Here is a 25,316-nt window from a genome sequence, read left to right as displayed (position 1 = left end):
ATTTCAACCAACATCACCCGGGAGCGTCTTTTTTTAAATATCCTCTAATTTTATATACCTCATATTCAAAATACTTCAATTTTAACACGAAAAAACTGCATAAAAACCTGATTTTACCAAAAGTTTTTCACACGAAAACGTTGTAATAACTTTTCACTCATTTACTTAACACAAAATTTACATAGTTTTAGCTCCGAGAAGTAAAATTATAAGCCTGATTTTTAATTAAATCAACAAAAAAATGGCATGAAAAATACGCAGTGTGTATTTCATGTATGCTTTAAAATCAAATCTATCTACAGCATGAAAACATTTTATATTTCCACCTTGCTGTTGTTTCTCTTATGTATTCCTTTCGGAGCGCATGCGCAAACGGCAGTAAGTGGCACCGTAACCGACAATTCCGGTCCGTTACCCGGTGTAAACGTAGTTGTAAAAGGTACAACTGTGGGAACCACCACCGATTTTGACGGTAATTATAGTATAGATGCCTCTTCAGGCGACATACTTGTCTTTTCTTATATCGGCTACCGGACCCTGGAGAAGACTGTTTCCGGGACTACTCTGGATATAGTACTGGAGGAAGACACCCAGCAACTCGACGAAGTGGTGCTTATCGGATACGGGCAGGTTAAAAAGAAAGATGCCACCGGATCTGTCACTACCGTAAAAAGTGATGACTTCAACAATGGTATGGTAGTATCTCCCGATCAGCTGATCGCCGGAAAAACCGCGGGAGTGCAGATTACTACCAGTGGCGGGGAGCCCGGGGCGGGGGCCAACATCCGCATCCGGGGAGGGGCTTCCCTCAACGCAAGCAACGACCCCCTGATCGTAATTGACGGGGTTCCGGTAGACAAAGAAGGTGTTGCCGGAATAAGTAACCCGCTCAACATTGTAAATCCCAACGACATTGAGAGCTTTACCGTACTCAAAGATGCTTCTGCTGCCGCTATCTACGGTTCCAGGGCTTCCAACGGGGTCATCATCATTACTACCAAAAAAGGAAGCAGTGGCGAACTGCAGTTCAACTACAACGCCAAAACTTCTGTGAGCACTGTAACCCGCACCGTCGATGCTTTTTCCGCAAATGCCTTCCGTGATCTCGTACAAACCTACGGCTCGGATGCACAACAGGCTTTGTTGGGAGAGAGCAATACCAACTGGCAGGATATCATTTTCAGGGATGCCATCAGCTTTGACCAGAATTTCAGCGTCAAGGGACAATTATTCGGCGACACCCCATTCCGCGCTTCCGTGGGATATACGGAACAGGATGGTATATTAATGACTTCTTCGCTCGAACGATGGACAGGTTCCTTCGGGGTTACACCGCGATTTTTTGACAATCACCTGAAAGTGGATATCAACGTAAAAGGTATTATGAGCGAAAGCCGCTTCGGGGATACGGGGGCTATAGGCAGCGCCATATTGATGAACCCTACCAACCCGGTTTATGACAGCAGCATGCCCTTTGGAGGATATTATGAAGAGTTCACCAACGGCAATGTAGAAACCCTGGCCCCGCGAAACCCTCTTGCCCTTCTGAAGCAAAGGGATAATACCGGGGATGTAAAACGAAGTGTGGGAAATATAGAACTGGATTATAAATTCCACTTTCTTCCTGAGCTTCGCGCCAATTTAAACCTGGGGTATGATGTTTCTACCGGAGAACGGAATGACAGGGTCTTTGAGGAATCTGCCAATTATTACCGGAACGGTACCGGCTACGGCCACCTGGAAACCGAATCTCAGAACAAGAGGAACCTCCTGATGGATTTTTACCTGAACTATTCCAAATCATTTGAGGATAGATTTATTACCAACCTGGATATCACGGCAGGACACTCCTACCAATCCTTTACCAATAACGGGTACAAGAACAACCATGATTATATCAATGACCAGGTTATTGTTACCCGGTATTATAACCCTGTTGTGATCGCTTCTTTTTTCGGAAGGGCTAACGTTTCCATAAAAAACAAATACCTCTTTACAGCCACCCTTCGAAGGGACGGATCTTCACGGTTCGACCCGGACGTTCGCTGGGGTAATTTCCCTTCGGCGGCATTTGCATGGAATATATATGACGAACCGTGGCTGGAAAATTCCAATACCCTCAGCAATCTTAAACTCCGCATGGGATGGGGTATTACCGGGCAACAAGACCTCCCGGGAAGATATTTCCCGTACTTGTCCGTATACCTGGCCGGGACACCGCAGGTACAGTATCCTTTCGGTGATAACTATTACACAACTTATCGTCCCAACCCATATAGTACAAGCCTCACCTGGGAAGAGACGACCACTTATAACGCCGGACTCGATTACGGTTTCCTTGACAACCGCATTACAGGAGCTGTAGACGTGTATTACAGGAAAACCAAAGACCTGCTCAGTGAGGTATCCACTCCTGCAGGAAGTAACCTTTCCAATGTTTTTGTAGATAACGTAGGGACTATGGAAAATAAAGGTGTGGAATTCGAAATTAATGCTACCCCCATTCAGACGGATAACTTCAGCTGGAACCTGGGCGCTAACTTTACCTGGAACAGTTCGGAAGTAACCGGGCTCAATGCCGACACCGGCTTTATCTCCGTACAGGACAGGAATATCTCCGGGGGTACCGGTCTCTTTAACCAGGTACACGCCATCGGGGAAACACCATATAGTTTTTACATATACGAACAGGTATATGACGAAAACGGAAAGCCTGTGGAAAACGTATTCGTTGACCGCAACGGTGACGGAGTAGTGGATGACAACGACCGTTATATTCACAAATCTGCCCTGCCCGATGTTTACTACGGCTTTACCTCGCAGTTCCGGTACAAAAAATGGGATTTGAACATGGTGTTCCGCGGACAGGCCGGAAATTACGTGTATAACAACATAGATTCCAACGTAGGTATCCGAAACGGGGTGTTTACAAGTTCTACCTTCCTTACCAACATTGTGGACAACTACAACGAAACCGGCTTTGTTCAGGCAACGGACCAGGTAAGGCTTTCCGACTACTACATTCAGAATGCATCTTTCCTGAGACTGGACAACATCACCCTGGGCTATAATGCCGGGAAATTCCTCGGAAACAGTCTGTCCGCAAGGATTTACGGTTCCGTACAGAACGTATTTACCGTTACCGGGTATGACGGACTCGATCCGGAAGTACAGAACGGAAACGATTACAACATATATCCCCGTCCGAGGACATTCCTCCTGGGATTGAGCCTGGACTTTTAAGTCAACAATCTCGGGGCGAATCCGCTAGGCATAAATCGGAAAATCCCGAAAAAAAATTTCGGCGCAAGCGTCAGAGCATTTTAAATCTCACTTAGTGAGTAAATCCTAAGATATTCGACATGAAAAAAATAAAGTTTAAATATATATACGCAGGTATACTGGGACTCATGACAGTCCTGATAACTTCCTGTACCGGCGACCTGGACACAGATCCGCGGGTCGAGCAAACCAAAGACAACATTCTGGACGAAGACCCGGATGCTTACAAGGGAATGCTCGCCAAGATATACAGTGCCTTTATACTCACGGGCCAGGAAACTTCCGGACAGACCGATGTGGTAGCTCCCGATGCCGGGGCTTCCTCCTACATCCGAAACTACTGGAACTTCCAGGAACTCACCACAGATGAGGCCCTGAATCGTTGGGGAGATGGCGGACTGGATGCACTGAACCGGCTGAACTGGACTGCCGGGAACAACTTTGTACGTATCCTTTACGACCGTATTTACCTGGAAATAGCCATGGCCAACAATTTCCTGAGAGAAACCGACGGTTTGGAAGACACGGAGATACAGGACTTCAGAAACGAGGCCCGTTTTTTACGAGCCCTGGCCTACTGGCATGCCATAGACATGTTCGGTAACGTACCTTTTGTAACGGAAAACGATCCCGTAGGTAACTTCGAGCCGCCGAGGTACACCCGCGAAGAGTTGTTCGGCTATGTGGAAAGCGAACTCCTGGAGATCATTCCTTTGATGAAAGAACCGCGATCTAACGAATATGCAAGGGCTGACAGGGTTTCCGGATGGATGTTGCTGGCCAAACTCTACCTGAACGCAGAAGTATATATTGGAGAGCCCAAATACAGCGAAGCCCTGACCTATCTGGATAAAATAGTTAATGAAGGTGGTTATACGCTGGAACCGGAATATCAGAACCTGTTCCTTGCGGACAATGATAATTCCGGGGAGATCATCCTGCCCCTGGCTTCGGACGGATTGCGCAGCCAGTCTTACGGAGGTACTACCTACATCATCCACGCCGGGATAAGCAATTCCACGATGGACCCTTCCGATTACGGAGTTAACGGGGGCTGGGAAGGAAACCGCACTACTTCATCTTTTGCAGACCTTTTCGGCAACCTGGACACCAACAGTGATCAACGGGCACTGTTCCACACCGAAGGGCATATTAAGGAGAATACCGATTATACGGCGTTTAACAACGGTTATGCCATTGCCAAATACAAAAATATCACTTCTACGGGCGATATCGGGTCCGATACAAGCGGGGAATTCGTAGATACGGATTATCCTTTGTTCCGTCTCGCGGATGCCTACCTTATGTATGCGGAAGCCGCGGTACGTACGGGCGGGGATATGGCCACCGCAACAAATTTGGTAAACCGCCTGAGAGAACGTGCCTATGGTGATACTTCCGGAAATATCAGCTCTTCACAACTCACCCTTGATTTTATACTGGATGAAAGAGGGAGAGAACTGTACTGGGAAGGACACCGCAGGACCGATCTCATACGTTTCGGAAGGTTTACGGGCAGTAATTATGTATGGCCATGGAAAGGCGGCAGCCTGAACGGTTCCGGCGTTGAGTCGTTCCGTACGTTGCTCCCCATTCCGCTGACCGACCTGAGCGTAAATTCCAACCTGGTTCAAAATCCGGGATATTAATGTATACCGGAATAAGGGTATGCGAATCTCCTTTGCATACCCAAAATCTCCGGACATAACAACACCTTAAACGCTAACCTAAAAGGATAAAAAATGAAAACACCGAATTTCATAACCACACTGGTTCTTACGGCCGGATTATTCTGGTCCTGCTCGGACGATGATAACACTCCGGTGATTATCCCTTCCGATGAACCGGCCATTATCGCTCCCACATCTGGAAGCAGTTATATACTTACGGCGGATAATGCCACTGAACAAGCAGATCGCTTTGTCTGGAACAAAGCTAACTTTAATGTGCCTACACAAATAAACTACACCCTACAAGCGGATATCCCGGGTAATGACTTTCAATCTCCCGAAACGCTTGGGGAAACCACTGCTACACAACTCAGTGTCAGCATAGAGCATCTCAACACCACTGCCCTGGCCCTCGGTTTGATACCGGAAGAAGCTTCGGAAATGGAAGTCCGGGTCGTAGCATCGGTAAGTGATGATTTTGACATGCTGATTTCCCCGGTTATACATATTAGTGTTACCCCTTACGGTTCTGGTAATACCGGTCCGTCTTTCCTGTGGGTCCCGGGAGGATATCAATCCGCCGGAAATTACGGGCAGGACTGGACCCCGGCCGAAGCTCCTCAACTCCGGTCACTTTCCTCTTCCGATACGGAATACGAAGGATATATCTATTTTGCCAATACATCGGAATATAAATTTACGGCAGCACCGGAATGGGGCAACGGAGAATACGGAGACGGCGGATCGGGCATCTTGTTGCTAAACGACGGCCCCAATTTATCTGCCCCGGCAGGTTATTACCTGGTTCAGGTAGATACGGAGAAACTTACTTACAGTCTGCTGGATACCAACTGGGGTGTCATCGGGGATGCCATTCCCGGAACCGGATGGGACAGCGATGTGGATATGACGTATGATGTAGCAAAGAAAACCTGGACTATCGAACTGGACCTGCAACCCGGAGAACTGAAATTCCGGGCCAATGATGACTGGGACCTGGATTACGGAGATGACGAAGGCGACGGTATCCTTGAAAAAGCGGGAACTAACATGAAAATAGATGCAGGCGGAAGTTACACCCTGGTTCTCAATTTAAGCAATCCGGGAGAATATACATACACAATTACCGCGAAATAAACCTTCGTATCCCTGTTAAATTAATGATATGAACGGAATGCGGATACAAACAAATCCCATTCCGTTTTTTTATAACCCACCAAACCAAAATGATGAAAACACCACACACTTTTCCGAAAAAGATATTTGTCTTTCCTTTTTTTGCCCTTATCCTCCTCGCATGCAGCAGCGATAACAATAATTATACTGTAGATCCACCGGAGACTATTCCCGAAAAATCCGATCTGAGCCAATACGACAATGGCCAACGGGTAATGATGCAGGCATTTTACTGGGATACGGAACCGCGGTTCGAATGGTGGAATATACTGTCTGAAAAAGTAGAGGACTGGGCTGCAACGGGCATAGACCGGATATGGATTCCCGTAGCCACTAAAGGGCAATCGGGTGAATATTCCATGGGTTATGACCCTTCGGATTATTTTGATTTTGGTGAATTTAATCAACATGGCACCATCCCTACCCGTTTCGGCACCAGGAAACAGCTGGAGAACCTCATACAAAAGGCCCATGATAACGGACTGGAAGTAATCGCCGATATCGTACTTAATCACAATTCCGGTGGCGGGGAAGAATTTAATCTGTACCGGGATAAAAGCACATACACGCTTTTTGATTCCATAAATGGTAACGCTTCCGGAAAATTTAACCGGAACCGCGAAGATTTTCATCCCAACAGCGTACATGAACATGACGAAGAAGCCCTTTTCTTTGAGGAACAGGACCTTTGTCATCATCAGCTCAGGGTACAGGAATGGCTTTGGAAAGGAGAGAACTCTGTTGCGCGATACTACAAAAGTACTATGAAATTTGACGGTTGGCGCTTCGATTATGTAAAAGGTTTCGGCGCGTGGGTGGTAAAAGCCTGGAATGACGAGGTCGGCGGTTTTTCCGTAGGAGAGTATTGGGACGGCCATGCACCTAATCTTGTGGAATGGGTGGAAGCCTCCGGCTCAACTGCATTTGATTTTGCTTGTTTCTATAAGCTAGACGAAGCCCTCGACCGAAATAATGACCTCACTATACTGGATGGAGATATGCTTCGGAAGACCCACCCGGAGAAGGCTGTTACTTTTGTAGCCAATCACGATACGGAAAAAGACGAAAATCCGGAAAATAACATCAGTGCTACCAACAAAATGCTGGCGTATGCCTATATTCTTACCCACGATGGTTACCCTACCATTTTTTACGGGGATTACGAGAACAACAACTACAAATCCAGATTAAAAGACCTGATCCGCATCCACAATAGTATTGCCTCAGGCGATACGGAAATACTGCATCAAAGTGAGGAAGAATATATCATGAAAAGAAATGGTAGCGATGATAATCCGGGACTTATACTCTACATGAACATTGGCACCGGTAACCGGCAAAGAACGGTCTTATCCGACTGGAAAGAGAAAACACTCGTGGATTATTCCGGCAATACCAGTGCATGGCTGATTACCGATAGCGAAGGACAGGTAACCATAGAAGCCCCTGCCAGGGGTTTTGCTATATGGTCGGTTTCCGGAGAGTGATTTCTCTAAAGTTTTGACACATATTCCTGTAAAACAAAATAATAGTCTTTTTCTTTTCTTTTTGACATAAATATAGTACCCACCTACCTGATTATTTCATTTTTAACGAAAATTCCACTCTCGTCCCAAAATCAAATTTTTAGGGAAAATTAATTTATAAGTATATTTTTTACACACATAATCAAATAAACATTTTATTAATTGAGTATATGTTAAAATACTCAAAGTTATCAACACTACAACGTTTTCGTACAGCAACGCTATGGCAGTATTAAAAATTTCACATAAATTTAACTTTATAATGATTTTTCACGTTGCCAAAACACATCAAAATTACTATTTATGAAAATTAACTTCATTAAAAATCTGGCCCTGGTTTTTACCATATTCACATATGGTAGTGTTCAGGCACAGATAACCGTATCCGGAACAGTCTCGGATGCCATGGGGCCTTTGCCGGGCGCTAACATCCTGGTAAAGGGTACGACCAACGGAACTCAATCGGACTTTGACGGAAATTATTCCCTGGACAATGTGGGGGAAGAGGATATCCTGGTTGTTAGTTACGTAGGATTCAAAACCCAGGAAATCCCTGTAAACGGGCGATCAACGATAAATATAACCATGTCCGAAGATGCCCAGGCACTGGATGAAGTGGTTATTATAGGTTATGGCGAAACAACGAGAAGAGACGCTACCGGATCTGTGGTCTCCGTAAAAGCCGAAGATTTCAACAAAGGGGTTATTGCCGCACCGGAAGAACTGATACAAGGTAAAAGTGCAGGGGTACAGATCACTTCCTCCAGTGGTGAGCCCGGGGCAGGGATCAATATCCGTATCCGGGGTACGTCTTCCGTAAGGAGCAATAATAATCCGTTATTTGTGGTAGACGGTATTCCGCTTTCCGGCGATAATACTTCCTCCGGAGGTGCGGATATAGGACGCGGGGCTTCGTCTTCCAAAAATCCGTTGAATTTTATTAACCCCAACGATATTGCCAGTATTGATGTACTTAAAGATGCCTCCGCAACAGCCATTTACGGTTCCAGGGGAGCTAATGGAGTGGTTATTATTACCACCAAAAGCGGAAAAGGCCAGGAAGGCACCCTGGAATATTCGACTACGACCAGTGTCTCTTCTCCCGCCAACACCTACGATTTGTTGAACAGGGAACAGTTCCTTCAGGGTATAGATAAATACGGAGGAATTGTAAGTGAACAGGATAAAGGAGCAAACACCGACTGGCAGGACGAAATATCCCGTACGTCATTTTCACATACGCACAACCTCTCCTACTCCAACGGCTATGACACCGGTAATTACAGGCTGTCGCTGAGCTATTCCGATCAGGAAGGAATTATAAAAAACTCCTCTATGGAGCGTCTTAACGGAAGGCTCAATCTGAATCAACGTCTCTTCAATGATAAGTTGAAGCTTGGGGCACAGATCACCTTTTCCCGGGTAAATGACGAGGCTCCCCTCATTACCGACAATGCAGGTTTTGAAGGAGACCTTCTGGGTGCTACTTATGCTGCCAACCCTACCTGGCCTGCCGATCCCGAATACCAGTTCTCCACCTCCACACTCAACCCTTTGGCACTGCTGGAATATTATCAGGACAACACACATACGAACAGGAGCCTCATCAATCTCTCTGCCCAATATGATTTCACCGATGAATTCAATGTCAAGGTCAATACCGGTTTTGACAATTCATCTTCCAAAAGGGAAGGCGCACTTTCTCCCTTATTGTTTATGGGAGGAGTATTCGAAAACGGACGGGCTTTTATCTCGGAAGTGGATAACAGTAGTCAATTGCTTGAGGTATTGTTCAATTATCGCAAGGAATTCCAAAATTCCAAATTTTCCGCGATGCTGGGATATTCCTACCAGGAATTTAAGAACGAAGGCAGAAATTACCAGGGATGGGGATTCTCAGGCACTAATATGGATGGCATGATCGGGGACCTTAAGGCAACGGACAGGAGCATAAGAAACTCCATTGCCGGATCATATCAGCAATATGGCTATGGCACAACGGAAGCTTTTGTGAATCGTTTATTCCCGGAAGATGTTACGGAAGAAATTACCGTCTCCGGTGTTCCTATCAGGGCAGCGATCTCGGACTGGTTCGACTATACCGATGAGTTACAATCATTCTTCGGCCGGTTAAATTATACACTCAAAGACCGCTACCTGTTTACAGCTACACTCCGGGCAGACGGTTCCTCCCGTTTCGGAGGTAACAACAAATACGGGTACTTCCCTTCCGGGGCCTTTGCCTGGATATTGTCTGATGAAGAATTTATCCCCGATGTTTTTTACAATCTGAAATTGCGACTTGGCTACGGGGTTACCGGAAACCAGGAAATACCACATAACCGTTACCAGACCAGGCAACGATATGCCGGGCTCGGCATCAATGCCAATAGTGGCGAAGTACAGCGAGTTGGCCTAGACAATGTAGCCTTCGCTAATCCCGATCTGAAATGGGAACAAACCCAACAGTTTAATGTCGGTCTGGACTTTGGTTTTCTGGACAATCGTTTGAGCGGATCTGTTGATCTTTATCGAAAAAACACTACAGACCTGTTGATGCAGATCATGTCTGCACAACCTGCTCCGCAGGAATTTGTCTACCGCAACCTCGACGCCGATGTCATAAACAAAGGTTTTGAAATTACACTGAACTACGGCATCATAGAAACCGAAAGTTTTACGTGGGATTTAGGCACTAACCTGTCTTATAACGACAATATGGTAAAAAACTTTGACGGGACCGTAGATACGGGAGGTATAAACGGTCAGGGCCTTACCGGGGCATTTGCCCAGCGTATACAGGATGGCCAGCCCTTGTTCTCCTATTTTCTAAGGGAATTTGCCGGATATAACGAAAACGGTTTGGCTGTATATGAAGGCGGAGACCTCCAGAAATTCGTCGGCAAAAGCGCCCTGCCTAAATACAACCTCGGTATATCAACCAGCTTTAACTATAAAAACTGGGACCTGTCCGCTTTCTTTGCCGGTCAGTTCGGTCACTATATCTACAATAACACTCGAAATGCATTTTTTACTGCGGGAGCTATCGGAAACGGAAGAAATGTCACCCATGATGTACTGAGCAGTGAAGAATCCAATCTCAATGCTGCCGATGTATCTACCCGGTTCCTGGAAAAAGGAGATTTTCTCCGGTTACAGAATATTACCATAGGACATAATTTCAAGTTTGCCGAAGATTCGAATGTGTTCAAATCTTTCCGGGTATATGCCAATGCCCAGAACTTGTTTGTTATCACTGATTATTCCGGACTGGACCCTGAAGTCAATGTGAACAAGGAACTGGATGGTGTCCCTTCACTTGGAATAGACTATACCTCTTATCCAAGGCCGAGGACATTCACTTTAGGGCTAAACGTAACATTCTAAAAAAGCTGTCATGAAAAATATAAGCAGAAACATTCTCACTATAAGCTGTATAATCCTCGCTTTTTCCTGTACCGACCTCGAAGTTGACGAAAAAGATTCCATAGTTATCCCCGACACCGGTGAAGGCTTCGGAGGAGTAAACCCGGAACAAACATTGAATTCCGCATACGTTGATATCCGTAATACCTTTAACACACAGGAAGCTTTATATGGCCTATCCGAAGTTTCCACAGACGAGGTCCTCGTCCCGACAAGAGGTACCGACTGGGGTGATAACGGGGTATGGAGACTTCTCCATGAACATACATGGGACCCCACTCACCGTGATATATTAAATACGTGGAACAGGCTTAACTCCAATATTTATCGGATCAATCAACTGTTGGCCCCACAATCCGAGGCCAGTGCACAACAGGCGGCGGAAGGTAAATTCCTCCGGGCTTTCAGCATGTTCCATGTTATGGATCTCTATGGCCAGGTACCTTTTCGTGAAGCAGACGAAGGCGTGGATGTGAATCCGAGGGTATTTACGGCAAGCGAAGCTTTTGACTTTATTATCAACGATCTCAATGAAGCACTTCCCGATCTCCCTGCCCTCGCTCCCGGTGCAGGGACCATAAAAGCCTCCAAAGCATCAGTTCATTTCCTTCTGGCCAAATTATATCTGAACAAGCATATCTATAAAGGTACCGAAAGCCCCGATCCGGCGGATATGACCAGGGTAATAGAAGAGGTCGATGCCATAGCTGCAGATGGTTTTGAATTACAGGAAGGTTTTTTCGATATCTTTAAAAATGACCCTGATAATGAGACGATATGGTATACAGACGCTTCGGTAGCTACCAGGATGTGGCCCGGTCTGCATTACCACCAGGTCGTACCCGACTATACTTCGGGCGGATGGAATGGTTTTTCCACGCTTTCAGGGCTTTTTGATCTTTTTGAAGGTCCGCCCGATACCAACGCAGAAGGTTCCGGACAGGAAGAACGAAGAGGATATGTGCCTTCTCAAGGCATAGGATATGGTTTTCTTGTAGGACAGCAATATGCAGCAGATGGAACTCCCCTGAACGACCGGGCAGGAAATCCGTTGGTCTTTACCAGAGATTTCCCGGCATTGGTGGGTAATAATGAAAGAACAGGAATAAGAATCCTCAAATACCATCCTGATAACGGTGGTGAAGCCACCGGCATGATCATCTTCCGGTATGCCGATGCTCATTTAATGAAAGCCGAGGCCATACTCAGGGGCGGATCGTCCGGTGAAAATGCCACGGCACTGATTAATGAGCTCAGGACTATAAGAGGGGCATCCGCATTCAGTTCCGCGGACCTGCCGCAATTACTGGATGAAAGAGCAAGAGAACTCTATACAGAAGGCTGGAGGAGAAATGATATGATCCGCTTCGGCGTATTTACCGACACCTGGGAGTTTAAGGAAAACACCGAAGAATTCCGTGTTCTCTACCCCATCCCCGCCACCGCACTGGTATCTAATCCGAACCTTGTCCAAAATACCGGGTATTAATTTCGGGAAGTATTGTTTTACCACTGATTTATTTTGAATTGAAAAAGAGATTGCCATAAGAGCAGTCTCTTTTTGTTTCATACCATTCTTGTTTTATTTTATTATTTTTATGGCAAAACCCCTGAATGAAAAAGAAAATAAAAGCAGCGCTCCTCTTGGTTGTAGTATGGTCACTCCCCTATATTTCCAGGGCACAGGACAAGCAAACAACCCTTCTCGAAGAGGTCATTGTCAGTTCGGATTCCCTTTCTGCCATACAACAGGACAGTTCCCTGATCGTTCCGGTCCCGGTTACTACCCGTCAGCAACTGGAACAGTACGGGCCTATGGACATAACGTGGGCTATAAACCAGATCCCCGGGGTTTACATGCTTTCAGGAGGGATGAATGTAAATCGTATAACCATAAGGGGGGTTGGCGCCAGAACACCTTACGGCAGCAATAAAGTAAGGGCTTACCTGGACGATATTCCCATTACCAACGGTATAGGAGAAACTTCCATAGAAGTATTCGACCCCGAAAGCATAAGCCAGGTTCAAGTTATCCAGGGGCCGAAAGCCGTTACTTACGGTACTAATCTCGGCGGGGCACTTCTGATCCGATCCATGATCCCCTCAAAATCATACGTCCGGAACAGTTTTACCTTCGGCTCATATCAATTACTGAAAAACACCACCAATGCCGTCTATGCCGGAGAAAAACTGTCGGTCAACCTGAATTACGAACACCTGGAAACCGACGGATACCGGGAAAACAGCGCTTATCGCCGTAATGCAGTGTTATTGAATACCTCTTATCGGTTTAACGACAACAATTCACTTACTATCCTCTTTAATCAAATAGATTACAATGCCTACATTCCCAGCTCTATAAGTAAGACTACCCTGGAAGAAGATCCGGAGCAAGCCGCCTCGAACTGGCTTGAAGCCAAAGGTTACAAAAACAGTAAGTCTACCCTCGCCGGATTGAGTTACACACACCGTTTCAACCCCGGTCTGCAAAACACCACCAGTGTTTTTTACACTTATCTGGACCACTATGAGCCCCGTCCGTTCGATATCCTCGCCGGTTTTACGAATGGTTACGGGATACGAAGCATATTCCGGCAGGACTTTTCTTTCGGGGAGGAAAAAGCGACAGTACGTCTCGGCACTGAAATGTACAAAGATGTCTATAACTGGCAGACCATAGAAAACCTGTATCAGGAAAATAACGGGCAGGGAACCCTTGCAGGGAAACAGCTAAGTGACAATAAAGAATACCGGAACCAGCTAAATATCTTCTCTTCCCTTACGCTCCCCCTGGCCAGGGACCTGACGGCACAACTGGGGTTAAATGCCAATTTCACTTCCTATAACTTCCTGGATTATTACAACCCCGGAGAGGAAAACACCAGCGCCTCCCGCCGTTTCGATCCCATCCTGGCCCCTTCGCTAAATGTAGATTACCGCTATAATGCACATACCCGTTTTTATGCTAATATAAGCCGTGGATTTTCTTTCCCAAGCACAGAGGAAACCCTTACCCCGGAAGGTGTCATAAACCCGGAACTGGGTCCTGAAAGAGGAATGCACTACGAAGCCGGAGTAAAACTGAAGTTACTGAAAAATCGTCTTCACCTGTCGGCAGCAGCATATATTATGAACATTAAAGACCTTTTGGTGGCGCAGCGTGTGGGAGAAGATCAATATATCGGGCAAAATGCGGGGAAAACCGAGCATAAGGGTATAGAGATCACTGCAGAATACCATCTCCCCATTACCCGTAACCTGGCACTTATTCCGTTTATAAACACTTCCGTGAACGATCATCGTTTTATCCATTTTATCGACGGGGAAAATAATTATTCCGGTAATAATCTTACCGGGGTACCGGACAACAAGACGAATGCCGGAATACGGATCGTACATCAAAGCGGGCTGTTTTTTTATGTCAACTACCAATACGTCGGGGAGATCCCCCTTACCGATGCCAATTCCCTCTATACGGATCCGTACGGGGTTGCCAACGCAAAAGCCGGGTATAGAAAAGAGATTCTGGAAAAATTCATCCTGGAAATCTCCGGCGGCATCAATAACATTGCCGACAGAAATTATGCACAGTCCGTACTGATCAATGCCGTGGGGTTCGGAAATTCCGAGCCGCGTTTCTACTATCCCGGCCTTCCGCAAAATTTCTACGGAGGAATTCAATTGCGCTACATGTTATAAAAAATTATAGGTTTCAGATTAACAAGTTACAAAGTTACATGTAAGTTATGGGCTTAAGTCAAGCTGTGACCTTAAGCACTTGCCTCATACCTAATAGTTACAAAACGAGAGAAATTACTTATTTTTGTTTAGTATCCGAGACGCTCAAAGAAAATAATCAACGGAAAAACAGTCCGGAAAAGGCTGTTTTCTGAAAAACGAGAAAAATATGAAAATTATTTTAAGAGTATTGCTGACTGCCCTGGCCGTGGTGATCCTGGCGCAAATACTTCCCGGGGTTAGTGTAGACAGTTATCTCACTGCTATCCTTGTTGCCGTTGTATTGGCGCTGCTGAACCTTATTGTAAAACCGGTGCTCATCATCCTTACCCTACCTATTACTATAATTACACTGGGGTTGTTCCTGCTCATAATCAATGCAGTGGTCATTTTGATCACCGACAGTCTGGTAGGTGGATTTCACGTAACCAATATCTGGTGGGCATTGTTGTTCAGTCTCCTATTGTCGTTCCTGCAATCTGTACTGCATTCTTTTCTAAAAGAAAACACGGACGAAACCAGGTAAACAATTCCGGGTAAAAGATTCTTAAGAAACTGTTTTAAGCTTTATCCCTCGGTTCTTTTATGCATATTATTTCGGACGAATTGGTGGAATATCCGTGAATTTATCGGGTTTCCCCTCCTTGTCCGGGATGGCAGGAATACTATTCCCTTTCTCCGCATGTTTTTGTTCTTCCCCTTAAAATATATTAATCAGTCAGTGCGGAATTCCCATGTTTCACCTGTCTGTACCCTTCTCTTCTGAAACCCAGAAGCTACCTCCCAAAGGGGCCACACCCGCCGGAAAAACCCGCTCTAAAATTCAGACGTTCAAAAAGTTGGTTAACATTGCAAAATGTTCTAATTTTGCACCCTGTTTTTATATGCCATGTTAATTTATTAAAACAAATAAATGGATATTACAAGAGAGCACATAGATGAATTGAATGCAATAGTAAAAGTTGCTATTGGAAAGGACGATTACAGTGACAAGGTAGCTACAGTCCTCAATGATTACCGCAGGAAAGCGAATATTCCAGGTTTCAGAAAAGGACACGTGCCATTGGGATTAGTGAAGAAACAATACGGAAAAGCGGTTTTGGTAGATGAGGTAAACAAGCTTTTACAAGATGCCCTTGATAAGTATCTGACCGAAGAAAAACTGGATGTACTCGGCAACCCCCTGCCCAAAGCACAGGAGGATTTTGACTGGGATGCAGAAGACCTTTCTTTTGAATTCGAATTGGGACTTGCTCCCGACTTCGAGGTAACCCTTAAGGGAAAGAAAGCCATCACCAGTTATCAGATCGTTGCGGATGACAAAATGCTAGACGAGCAGGTAGAACGAATTCAGAAACAATACGGAAAACTCATATCCAAGGATACGGTTGAAGAAGGTGACGAAATTACCGGGACTTTTATCAGCGAAGAAAAGGAAATTGAAAACAAAGCCACTTTTTCACTCGACAAAATAAAGGGAAAGAGAAATCTCGGCAAATTTACCGGAGCTAAAGCAGGGGATGTCCTGGAACTGAAAACCAAAAGCCTCTTCCAGGACGATCACGACCTGATGCACTTCCTGAAAGTAGGCCACGATGAAGTTCACGACCTGGATATTACCATAAGCTTTACCATCGAGGAAATAAACAAAAGAGAACCTGCAGAACTCAACCAGGAACTCTTCGATAAGCTTTTCCCCGGCGGAACGGTAACTTCCGAAGAAGAACTGCGCAGCAGGATCAAAGAAGATGCTGAAAAACAATTCGAACAGCAGGCAGACCAGAAGTTGTTGAACGATGTGACAGAATACCTTGTAGAGAGCACCAAATTTGATCTTCCCGCGGAATTCCTGAAAAAATGGATACGAGAAACCGGTGAAAATCCACTTACGGAAGATCAGGCAAGTGAAGAATATGAAAAGTCGGAAAAAGGGTTGAGATACCAGCTTATCGAAGGCAAAATAATCCGCGATAATGACTTGCAGGTAACGTTTGACGAGCTGAAAGACTTTGCCAAGGAATTCATCAAAATACAGATGGCACAGTTCGGGCAAACCGATCCTTCCGAGGAAGAACTGGACAGCATTGCAGCCAGAATACTTTCTAACCAGGATGAAATAAAACGCCTGTCCGAGCAACTGATGAGCAAAAAACTGCTCAGCCTATACAAAGAAAAGGCTAACCTCAAAACTAAGGAAGTTACTTACGAGGACTTCGTTAAAGAGGTATATCAATAGTCTGCAAAGAAAAATAAAATACCTATATTTAAGGCGTTAAATTCACTTGATTTAACGCCTTATTATATAAAATGAAAAACTATGGATTATAAAAAGGAATTTAAAAAATACGCTATACAGCATCACGGGGTAAACAGTATGTATTACGATAAGATCGTAAGCAGAATGGCCCCGGTGGGTATGACCCCGAACATTATAGAAGAGCGCCAGATGAACGCCGTGGCAATGGACGTATTTTCACGTCTTATGATGGATAGGATCATATTTTTGGGAACCGCTATAGACGACCAGATAGCCAACATCATACAGGCACAGTTATTGTTCCTTTCCAGTGTAGACTCTTCCAAGGATATCGAAATATATATCAATTCTCCCGGAGGAGGTGTTTATGCAGGTTTAGGTATTTATGACACCATGCAGTTCATAAAGCCGGATGTAGCCACTATCTGCACTGGTATCGCAGCTTCTATGGCAGCTGTATTGCTCTGTGCGGGCGAAAAAGGAAAAAGGAGCGGTCTTACACACTCCAGGGTGATGATACATCAGCCTCTCGGAGGCGCACAAGGCCAGGCCAGCGATATAGAGATCACCGCAAGGGAAATCCTGAAACTTAAAGATGAGCTCTACAAGATCATTGCCAATCACTCCGGGCAACCTTATGACAAAGTCAACACAGACAGTGACCGGGATTACTGGATGAAAGCTGACGAGGCCAAAGAATATGGTATGATCGACGAGATACTGGCCCGAAAATAAAAGAGTAACATCTCTTTTCGGTCCCGTAAGAAAAAGTAAAATGCCAAAAATGTAAAGAGAACCGGAACAAGCGAAAACTTATACCCCCGGTTTTCCTACAATAAATTATAGCCCTGTTCCTTTGCGGGAGCAGGGTTTGCACACTAAAAAAATTGTTATGGCTAAAGAAGAATTAGAATGCTCGTTTTGCGGAAGGAAAAAACCGGAAACCAACCTGCTCATTGCCGGCTTGGATGCGCATATATGTGACCGTTGTATTGAACAGGCCCATAGCATTGTTCTGGAAGAGATCAAACAATCGCAGTCGGAAGAACTGTCGGCGGAACTCATACTGAAAAAACCGCAGGAAATAAAATCCTTCCTGGACCAGTATATCATAGGTCAGGATTTTACCAAGAAGGTAATGTCGGTCGCGGTTTACAACCACTATAAAAGGTTATTGCAGCCCACTTCCAAAGAAGACATCGAAATACAAAAGAGCAACATCATCATGGTGGGACAGACCGGTACGGGAAAAACCCTAATGGCGAGGACCATTGCCAAGATGCTCAACGTACCCCTTGCTATCGTTGATGCCACCGTACTCACCGAAGCAGGATATGTGGGAGAAGATGTGGAAAGTATCCTTACCCGGCTCTTACAGGCAGCAGATTACAACCTGGAAAAGGCCGAAAGAGGTATTGTATTTATTGATGAGATCGATAAGATCGCCCGAAAGAGTGATAATCCGTCCATTACCCGGGACGTATCCGGAGAAGGTGTACAACAGGCTTTGTTGAAACTACTGGAAGGAACGGTTGTAAACGTACCGCCGAAAGGGGGAAGAAAACACCCGGATCAGAAGTTCATTGAAGTAAATACAGAGGATATCTTGTTTATTGCAGGAGGTGCTTTTGACGGTATAGAAAAAGTGATCACCAAACGCCTGAACATGCAGGCCATAGGATATAATGCTTCCAGGGAGGAAGAGGTTATCGACGAAGAAAACCTGTTACAGTACATTATTCCGAAAGACCTGAAAGAGTTTGGACTTATCCCCGAAATTATAGGGAGGCTTCCGGTACTTACCTACATGGACCCTCTGGATGCCGAAGTATTGAGAGCTATACTCACCGAGCCGAAGAACGCTATTATAAAACAATACAGTAAACTCTTTGACATGGATGATATAGAACTCAGTATCTCTAACGATGCCCTTGACTTTATCGTGGAAAAAGCGATGGAGTACAAACTGGGCGCAAGAGGATTGCGTTCACTTTGCGAAACCATACTTACAGATGCCATGTTTGAGCTGCCGAGCTCAGACGAAAAAACACTGGAAGTAGATCTCCAATATGTCAGCGAAAAACTCGCTAAGGCCAAAGTAAGTAAGTTAAAAGCTGCTTCTTAAAAATACCGAACATGCTTCGGTCCAAAATAGAAAAGGGGCTGCCTGAGATTAACACTGTCATTTCGAACGGAGTCGAGACACCAATCACTCCGAAATACCCCCTGATTCCGCTCGGGGTGACAGAAAGCAACATCTTCAGGCAGTTCCTTTATTTTTTTAAATATTCATTCCGTTATCTCCCGGTACCGGTCCCGTAAAAGAGCCATTCATTCCCAGCATTTCTTCCAGGTAGTTTCTTTTATTGGACAGTCTCGGCACCTTATGTTGTCCGCCCAGCTTGTTATATGTTTTCAACCAATCATAGAACAAACCTTGACGGGCAATATTTACCCTGGGCATATTAAGCGTCATATTGTTGTAACGCTTCGCTTCATAGTCCGAATTCAGGGATTTCAGGCCTTCGTCCAGCAACACCGTAAATTGCTCCATACTGTTCGGATACTTCCGGAATTCAATAAGCCATTCATGGCCTCCTTTTTCCTTTCCCTGCATAAATACAGGAGCAACAGTATAATCTACGATCTCACAATCTGCTTCTTTACATGCTTTTTTCAGGGCCTCTTCCGTATTTTCTATAATCAGTTCCTCTCCGAATACATTGATAAAATGCTTGGTACGTCCCGTTACCTTAATGCGGTAGGGGTCCGTACTGGTAAAACGTACGGTATCGCCTATAAGATATCGCCACAACCCGGCATTGGTCGTTATTACGATAGCGTAGTTTTTTCCGGTTTCCACTTCCCACAACGGGATAACTTTCTGGTGGTCGGTACCAAAAGTATCCATAAGGATAAATTCATAGAAGATCCCGTAATCGAGCATCAGCAGTAATTCATCGGAATTGTTCCGGTCCTGAATGGCAAAAAACCCTTCCGAAGCGTTATATATCTCATAGTATTTAAAGGAATCTCTCGGAAGCAGTCTTTCATACTGATCGCGATAGGGATTAAAATTCACACCACCGTGAAAATACACCTCCAGGTTAGTCCAAACCTCAAAGAGGTTATCCTTTCCCGTCTTTTCCAGCACCCGGTTGAGCAATACCAGCATCCAGGACGGCACTCCGGCCAGGCTGGTTACGTTTTCCTGAACGGTTTCACTGATAATGGCCTCCAGTTTCGTTTCCCATTCGTTCATCAACGAAATCCTATTACTCGGTGTACTGCTCATTTCCGCCCAGAAAGGAAGGTTATCTATAATAATGGCAGACAGATCTCCAAAAAAGGTATTGTTATCTTCGTAAAGTGACTTACTTCCTCCCAGTCTGAGGCTCTTCCCCGTAAACAGTTTGGAATCCTCATTATTATTAAAGTAAAGGGAAAGCATATCCTTTCCGGCTTTAAAATGACAATCCTCAAGAGATTCCGTACTCACCGGGATAAATTTGCTTTTCGCATTAGTCGTACCGCTGCTTTTGGCAAACCACCGGATAGGTGTAGGCCAGAAAACATTGTGCTCTCCTCTTCTCGACCTTTCTATATACGGCTCTATATCCTCATATTTATTTATAGGGACATTTTCCCTGAAACTTTCGTAAGTGGTTATGGTCTCAAACCCGTACTTCTTCCCTATATCCGTGTTTCTCGCGGTTATAAGTAACTGACTTAATAACTCTACCTGAACCTCTTCCGGATATTTCAGGAAGAGTTCCATCTGGTAGAACCTTTTTTTCAGCCACCAGGAAGCTATGGAATTAAACAACGGAATCGACATTTTTGCGTACTTTTACAGTCCTTTTCTATATTGACAGGGAATAAAAATACTAAAAAACTTTACCATGTACCAAGGTGTCCTTATAAAAATGAAGACCGAATTTACCAGTCCCATAAACTACTACCTGGTTTTTAAAAATGACTTTATCCATATGAATCAACTTTTGGACAAAGAAGTAAAGTTTTCTTTTGTTTCTTACGAATGCCTGAATTGCCATTTAGACAAGCCCATTTACCGCCAGGGCTTCTGTAAAAGCTGTTTTTACGAAACCCCTTCTGCGGGAGACTGGATCATGCGACCCGAACTGAGCAAGGCCCATCTGGACGAAGAGGACAGGGACCTGGACTATGAGAAACAGGTACAGTTACAGCCACATGTTGTATACCTGGCACTGTCCAGCGAAGTAAAAGTAGGTGTGACCAGAAAAGCACAGGTACCGACCAGGTGGATCGACCAGGGAGCCCACCAGGCCATTGAAGTTGTGGAAGTGCCCAATCGCTACCTTGCCGGAATAACCGAAATTGCCCTGAAAGAGCACATGACCGACAAAACCAACTGGAGGAAAATGCTCACCAACACCCTGGCTGATGCCAATCTTGTGACTGAAAAGGACCATCTCGACGATTTTCTTCCGGAAGAAGTAAAACCATACTACCTGGGCACCAATCAGAAGATCTACACCATGGATTATCCGGTGTTACAGTATCCGCAAAAGGTAAAAAGTCTCAACCTGGATAAAACTCCGGAATACTCCGGAAAACTAAAAGGGATTAAAGGACAGTACCTCATCTTTGAAGACAGTACGGTATTCAATGTAAGAGGAAGTGAAGGATATGTGGTAAATCTGACCGTAAATTGAGTTACGAATTACGATTTTGGGATTGATCGCAAATCATAATTCGTAAATTCCTCTAGAGGCCCAGTCGTTCCATAAATTCGGTCTTATAACTTTCTCCTATAGGGATTCGGTTATCGTTTATGATGACCTTATTTTTCTGAACGGAACGGATATAATTTACATTGACTACAAAAGACTTGTGAATACGTAAAAACTGTCCTTCCGGAACTTTTTCCAGAAAGTCCTTAAAATTCAGCAAGGTTAAAACCGGTTTGTTAACCCCAGCCATATGAATTTTAAGATAGTCTTTAAGACCCTGTATATAAACAATATCATCTATATTTAACTTTACATTTTCATAATCGGCTTTTACAAAAATATATCCTGTCTGCCCGTCCTGGAGCCCGCAGGAAGGTGAAATATTAGGTAGTCTCATGTTTTTGTCTTTTTCTTTAAAACTCATCAATTCTTTAGCCCGAACCACTGCTTTGACAAACCGGTGATAGGGAATAGGCTTTACGAGATAATCTACCGCGTTCAGCTCAAATCCTTCAATAGCATACTGGGAATAGGCCGTAGTAAAAATAAACAGGGGTTTATTGTCCATAGAATGAATAAAATCGATGCCGCTGATCTGTGGCATTTCTATATCCGAAAATATAAGGTCCACCTCCCTTTCTTTAATAACCGCTATCGCATCGAGAGCATTCGTATAAGTACCCACAACTTCCATAAACTGTATTTTTTCGCAATAGTCCTTCAGCACATCTATAGCCAGGGGCTCATCATCGATAATTACACATTTCATTTTTTGTCAAATTTTAGAGTTAGACTCACTGTAAAAGTCTCTCCGTCATCCACTATATCAAGTGTATGCGAATCCGGGTACAGCAGGTTAAGCCTGTTCCGTATGTTTTGTAATCCTACTCCGGAACTCCTGCTGTTCTTCTGATGCCTTCCGATAATATTCCGGACGTAAAAATGAATGGCATCTTCCTTTATGGAGATCACGGTCTTAACTACGGTTCTTCCTCTGTAGTCGGTGCCGTACTTAAACGCGTTTTCTATAAAGGAAATAAACAAAAGCGGCTGTATTTTTTTATCCCTCTCATTTCCGTAAATATTAAGTGTTACCCGTTCACCGTCCGACAGTCGCAGCCTTTGCAACTGTATATAGTTTTTAATATAGTCGAGTTCTTTGCCCAGAGGGACCATATCCCTGTTGGCCTCGTACAGCATATAACGCATAAGATCCGAAAGGGTGATTACCGCTTCCGGCGTGTCGTTGGATTTTTTAACCGAAAGGGAATAAATACTATTGAGGGAATTGAACAGAAAATGCGGATTGAGCTGCGCCTTAAGAAACTGCAGCTCCGAGGTGATCTTTTCCGATTGGATCTGGTTGCGTATCGCTTCTCCTTTTTTCCACTCTATATATATCTTAATAGCGGCACCGATAACAAAATACATCCCGACAACTGCCGCTGCCCGGAGGGACATTAAAAACCGGAACCGCCATATATCTGTCCTCCCAGCATGTATGGCCGGGGTTGCCATGCGAAATCCCCTCCTTATCCCGGCATGAAGTGTATCCGGGGGCATTACATTTTCACTTACTTCCGGCTGAACCGAATCCTCTACTACGGGAGAAAAGTGAAAAATGCTGTCCCTCACAAAAGGATCGTCTGTCGGGTCAAATCTCTTGGTTAAGACTACTGCACCCGGTGGTGGTGCATCTATCCCGCCGATCAACACCACATTGAGCACTACAATAGACAACGATATGAAAATATACTTCCGAAGTTTTTTCTTTAACAAAAATTTCGGAACCAGATAGGTATAATTAAGGTAAAACAGCCCTATATTCAACAGGGTACGATATAACGTTCTGTAAAGAATTTCTTTCGGTATATATCGTATTTCGGAGTATACCTGATAGTTGAGTACGATAAAGAAAAACGTCCATACGGCAACATGTATAGCCGCCTCCTTCAGGTTTTTCCTGTTTAGTACCCTGGCAAGAACACTCATCTTCACTATCTTTTAATTGGCTAAATCTAAACAATTTAAACGAACGTGAAGTGCTTTTAACTCTTCCTTAGTAATTGCCGGCATCTCCTTTTTCATCATTTTTTGTTTGACCAGGTGAGCAACGGCCTGTGCGTCGTTATAGGTACAGAAAGGAGATGTCTTTTGTACTGTAGGTATTATTTCCTGGCGGACAAGTATTTTATCTCCGCTTTTTACCAAATATCCGTATCCACCCGTAACCTGAACAACTTCTGTTGTTATCTTATCACTTTTTTGCGGATAAAACAGGCAGATTACCGCAATTCCTGTGAGGAGTATTCCCAGCAGGACTAAGATTCTCTTTCTCATATGCATTCTCATTGTTATGGTCCCGGGCAGACAACAAATATTCCCGATCGGTAAAGCCTTTATCTTATGTAACTTTCTGGCTCTCCAGACCCCTTCCGGTGGCTTTCACCATCTGATTATACTTTAACTTTTGACAAATATTAATTTCCGGTTGCAGACCCCGGAACGGTATGCATCATTAATCGTCTTCATCATATTCTTCCCATGGCAGGAACTCTTGGATATCGTCCAGGTAAAGGCTGCCGGAACGCCCCAGACCTATAAAAGCCCTTGCCTCGTTAGAAAAAACTACAGGACTTTGTCTGGAAGTACCTTCATATCCGGTCTTTCGTTCCCAGATATCATAGGCCGGATCGTATTCCCAAATGGAATTCAGGGTCCCGGAAGCGGTGCCACAGGCAATATATCCGTAACTACCTATAGAAAAACCGGCTGCATTACTCCTTACTATACTGTAATCGTCTTCCTCATCGAGGTTAAGCAATTTGGTCCAGCTTTCGGACTGGGGGTCAAAAACCCAGAAGTCTTTGAGATAAACTCCGTTGGATACTCCTGTTCCCATATATACCTTATCATTTATAGTAAAGCTTGTGGCTCCTCTCCTTTTATCACCTCCGAAACCAAATAGCTCGGTCCATGTATCGGCAGACGGATCGTATTTCCAGAAATCTTTCCTGTCGTTATCCCCGTCAGTTCCCGTGCCAAAATATCCGTATCCGTTGATAGCAAAAGCCAAGGCTTCTCTCCTGGGATTCTCCGGAAAATCGGCTATGGGCATCCAGGAATTGGCTCCCGTATCGTAGGCATAAAAATCTCCCAGTTCGTTAACACCGTCATAACCGGACCCCACGTAACCTTTTCCGTCAATGGCGAAGCCTACTGCCGCACTTCTGGGCGTTCCCGGAAAATCGGCTTTTTGTATCCAGTAATCCCCATCCATGTCGTATTCCCAGAAATCGACACGATAATCATCGCCGTCGTACCCCGTTCCGGTATACCCCTTGTTTCCAATGGAAAAATAAGCGGAACTACTACGCGGTTTTCCGTCAAAAACAGAACGGATCTGCCAGTTCCCCATGTCTTCCTCATCGTCGCTGGAACAGCTCGCCAGAAACACCAGGAAAAAAAACAGAGAGGCGCTATACAAGATAAAATCCAGATTTTTTTTCTTTGTTCTTCTCATTTG

The 25,316-nt window shown here is 44.7% G+C and carries 17 protein-coding genes; 12 read left to right on the top strand and 5 right to left on the bottom strand.

Annotated features, from left to right (window positions below; translation table 11 throughout):
• Positions 1-303: 303 nt before the first annotated feature.
• The 11 genes from ACVBDY_RS00975 (at position 304) to clpX (ending at position 19,200) form a co-directional block, all read left to right on the top strand.
• Positions 304-3,243 carry a SusC/RagA family TonB-linked outer membrane protein gene (locus tag ACVBDY_RS00975; protein ID WP_447173605.1) on the top strand — a complete coding sequence of 980 codons (2,940 nt, stop codon included), beginning with the start codon at positions 304-306 and terminating at the stop codon, positions 3,241-3,243.
• Between the two features lie 119 nt (positions 3,244-3,362).
• A complete protein-coding gene (locus ACVBDY_RS00970; RefSeq protein ID WP_447173604.1) occupies positions 3,363-4,931 on the top strand; it encodes a RagB/SusD family nutrient uptake outer membrane protein in 1,569 nt (522 codons plus the stop codon).
• Positions 4,932-5,024: 93 nt separating this feature from the next.
• Positions 5,025-6,089 (top strand): SusE domain-containing protein, encoded by a 1,065-nt coding sequence (locus tag ACVBDY_RS00965; RefSeq protein WP_447173603.1) that lies wholly within the window; start codon positions 5,025-5,027, stop codon positions 6,087-6,089.
• Between the two features lie 92 nt (positions 6,090-6,181).
• Positions 6,182-7,615, top strand: coding sequence for an alpha-amylase (locus ACVBDY_RS00960; protein WP_447173617.1), 1,434 nt, complete (start codon positions 6,182-6,184; stop codon positions 7,613-7,615).
• A gap of 342 nt (positions 7,616-7,957) precedes the next feature.
• The gene (locus tag ACVBDY_RS00955) at positions 7,958-11,041 is read left to right on the top strand and encodes a SusC/RagA family TonB-linked outer membrane protein (RefSeq protein ID WP_447173602.1); all 3,084 of its coding nucleotides are present in this window, start codon (positions 7,958-7,960) and stop codon (positions 11,039-11,041) included.
• Positions 11,042-11,051: 10 nt separating this feature from the next.
• Positions 11,052-12,569 carry a RagB/SusD family nutrient uptake outer membrane protein gene (locus tag ACVBDY_RS00950; RefSeq protein ID WP_447173601.1) on the top strand — a complete coding sequence of 506 codons (1,518 nt, stop codon included), beginning with the start codon at positions 11,052-11,054 and terminating at the stop codon, positions 12,567-12,569.
• 125 nt (positions 12,570-12,694) lie between these two features.
• On the top strand, positions 12,695-14,779 hold the full coding sequence (locus tag ACVBDY_RS00945; RefSeq protein WP_447173600.1) for a TonB-dependent receptor family protein: 2,085 nt from the start codon (positions 12,695-12,697) through the stop codon (positions 14,777-14,779).
• 208 nt (positions 14,780-14,987) lie between these two features.
• The gene (locus tag ACVBDY_RS00940) at positions 14,988-15,344 is read left to right on the top strand and encodes a phage holin family protein (protein WP_447173599.1); all 357 of its coding nucleotides are present in this window, start codon (positions 14,988-14,990) and stop codon (positions 15,342-15,344) included.
• A gap of 387 nt (positions 15,345-15,731) precedes the next feature.
• Positions 15,732-17,054 (top strand): trigger factor, encoded by a 1,323-nt coding sequence (gene tig, locus ACVBDY_RS00935; protein ID WP_447173598.1) that lies wholly within the window; start codon positions 15,732-15,734, stop codon positions 17,052-17,054.
• Between the two features lie 81 nt (positions 17,055-17,135).
• Positions 17,136-17,810 (top strand): ATP-dependent Clp endopeptidase proteolytic subunit ClpP, encoded by a 675-nt coding sequence (clpP, locus tag ACVBDY_RS00930; protein WP_447173597.1) that lies wholly within the window; start codon positions 17,136-17,138, stop codon positions 17,808-17,810.
• A 157-nt stretch (positions 17,811-17,967) separates the two neighbouring features.
• Entirely contained in the window at positions 17,968-19,200 is a 1,233-nt protein-coding gene (gene clpX, locus ACVBDY_RS00925; RefSeq protein WP_447173596.1) for an ATP-dependent Clp protease ATP-binding subunit ClpX, read from the top strand.
• 156 nt (positions 19,201-19,356) lie between these two features.
• Here the strand turns inward: clpX and ACVBDY_RS00920 are convergent, their stop codons facing one another.
• A complete protein-coding gene (locus tag ACVBDY_RS00920) occupies positions 19,357-20,913 on the bottom strand; it encodes a GH3 auxin-responsive promoter family protein (RefSeq protein ID WP_447173595.1) in 1,557 nt (518 codons plus the stop codon).
• Between the two features lie 64 nt (positions 20,914-20,977).
• Here ACVBDY_RS00920 and ACVBDY_RS00915 point away from each other — a divergent pair, with 64 nt between their 5' ends.
• Positions 20,978-21,772: a DUF2797 domain-containing protein gene (locus ACVBDY_RS00915; protein ID WP_447173594.1), complete on the top strand. Its 795-nt coding sequence runs from the start codon at positions 20,978-20,980 to the stop codon at positions 21,770-21,772.
• Positions 21,773-21,824: 52 nt separating this feature from the next.
• Here the strand turns inward: ACVBDY_RS00915 and ACVBDY_RS00910 are convergent, their stop codons facing one another.
• From ACVBDY_RS00910 to ACVBDY_RS00895, 4 genes are all read right to left on the bottom strand, one after another.
• Positions 21,825-22,559: a LytR/AlgR family response regulator transcription factor gene (locus ACVBDY_RS00910; protein ID WP_447173593.1), complete on the bottom strand. Its 735-nt coding sequence runs from the start codon at positions 22,557-22,559 to the stop codon at positions 21,825-21,827.
• Entirely contained in the window at positions 22,556-23,782 is a 1,227-nt protein-coding gene (locus ACVBDY_RS00905; protein ID WP_447173592.1) for a sensor histidine kinase, read from the bottom strand. Before ACVBDY_RS00905 ends, ACVBDY_RS00910 begins: the two co-directional genes overlap by 4 nt.
• A gap of 12 nt (positions 23,783-23,794) precedes the next feature.
• Complete coding sequence (locus ACVBDY_RS00900; RefSeq protein ID WP_447173591.1) at positions 23,795-24,130, bottom strand: DUF4907 domain-containing protein; 336 nt, start codon at positions 24,128-24,130, stop codon at positions 23,795-23,797.
• Positions 24,131-24,308: 178 nt separating this feature from the next.
• Positions 24,309-25,313 carry a Kelch repeat-containing protein gene (locus ACVBDY_RS00895; protein WP_447173590.1) on the bottom strand — a complete coding sequence of 335 codons (1,005 nt, stop codon included), beginning with the start codon at positions 25,311-25,313 and terminating at the stop codon, positions 24,309-24,311.
• Positions 25,314-25,316: the final 3 nt, after the last annotated feature.

Source organism: Sinomicrobium halophytocola (assembly GCF_052983395.1).
This window is presented reverse-complemented; position numbering and strand designations above follow the sequence as displayed.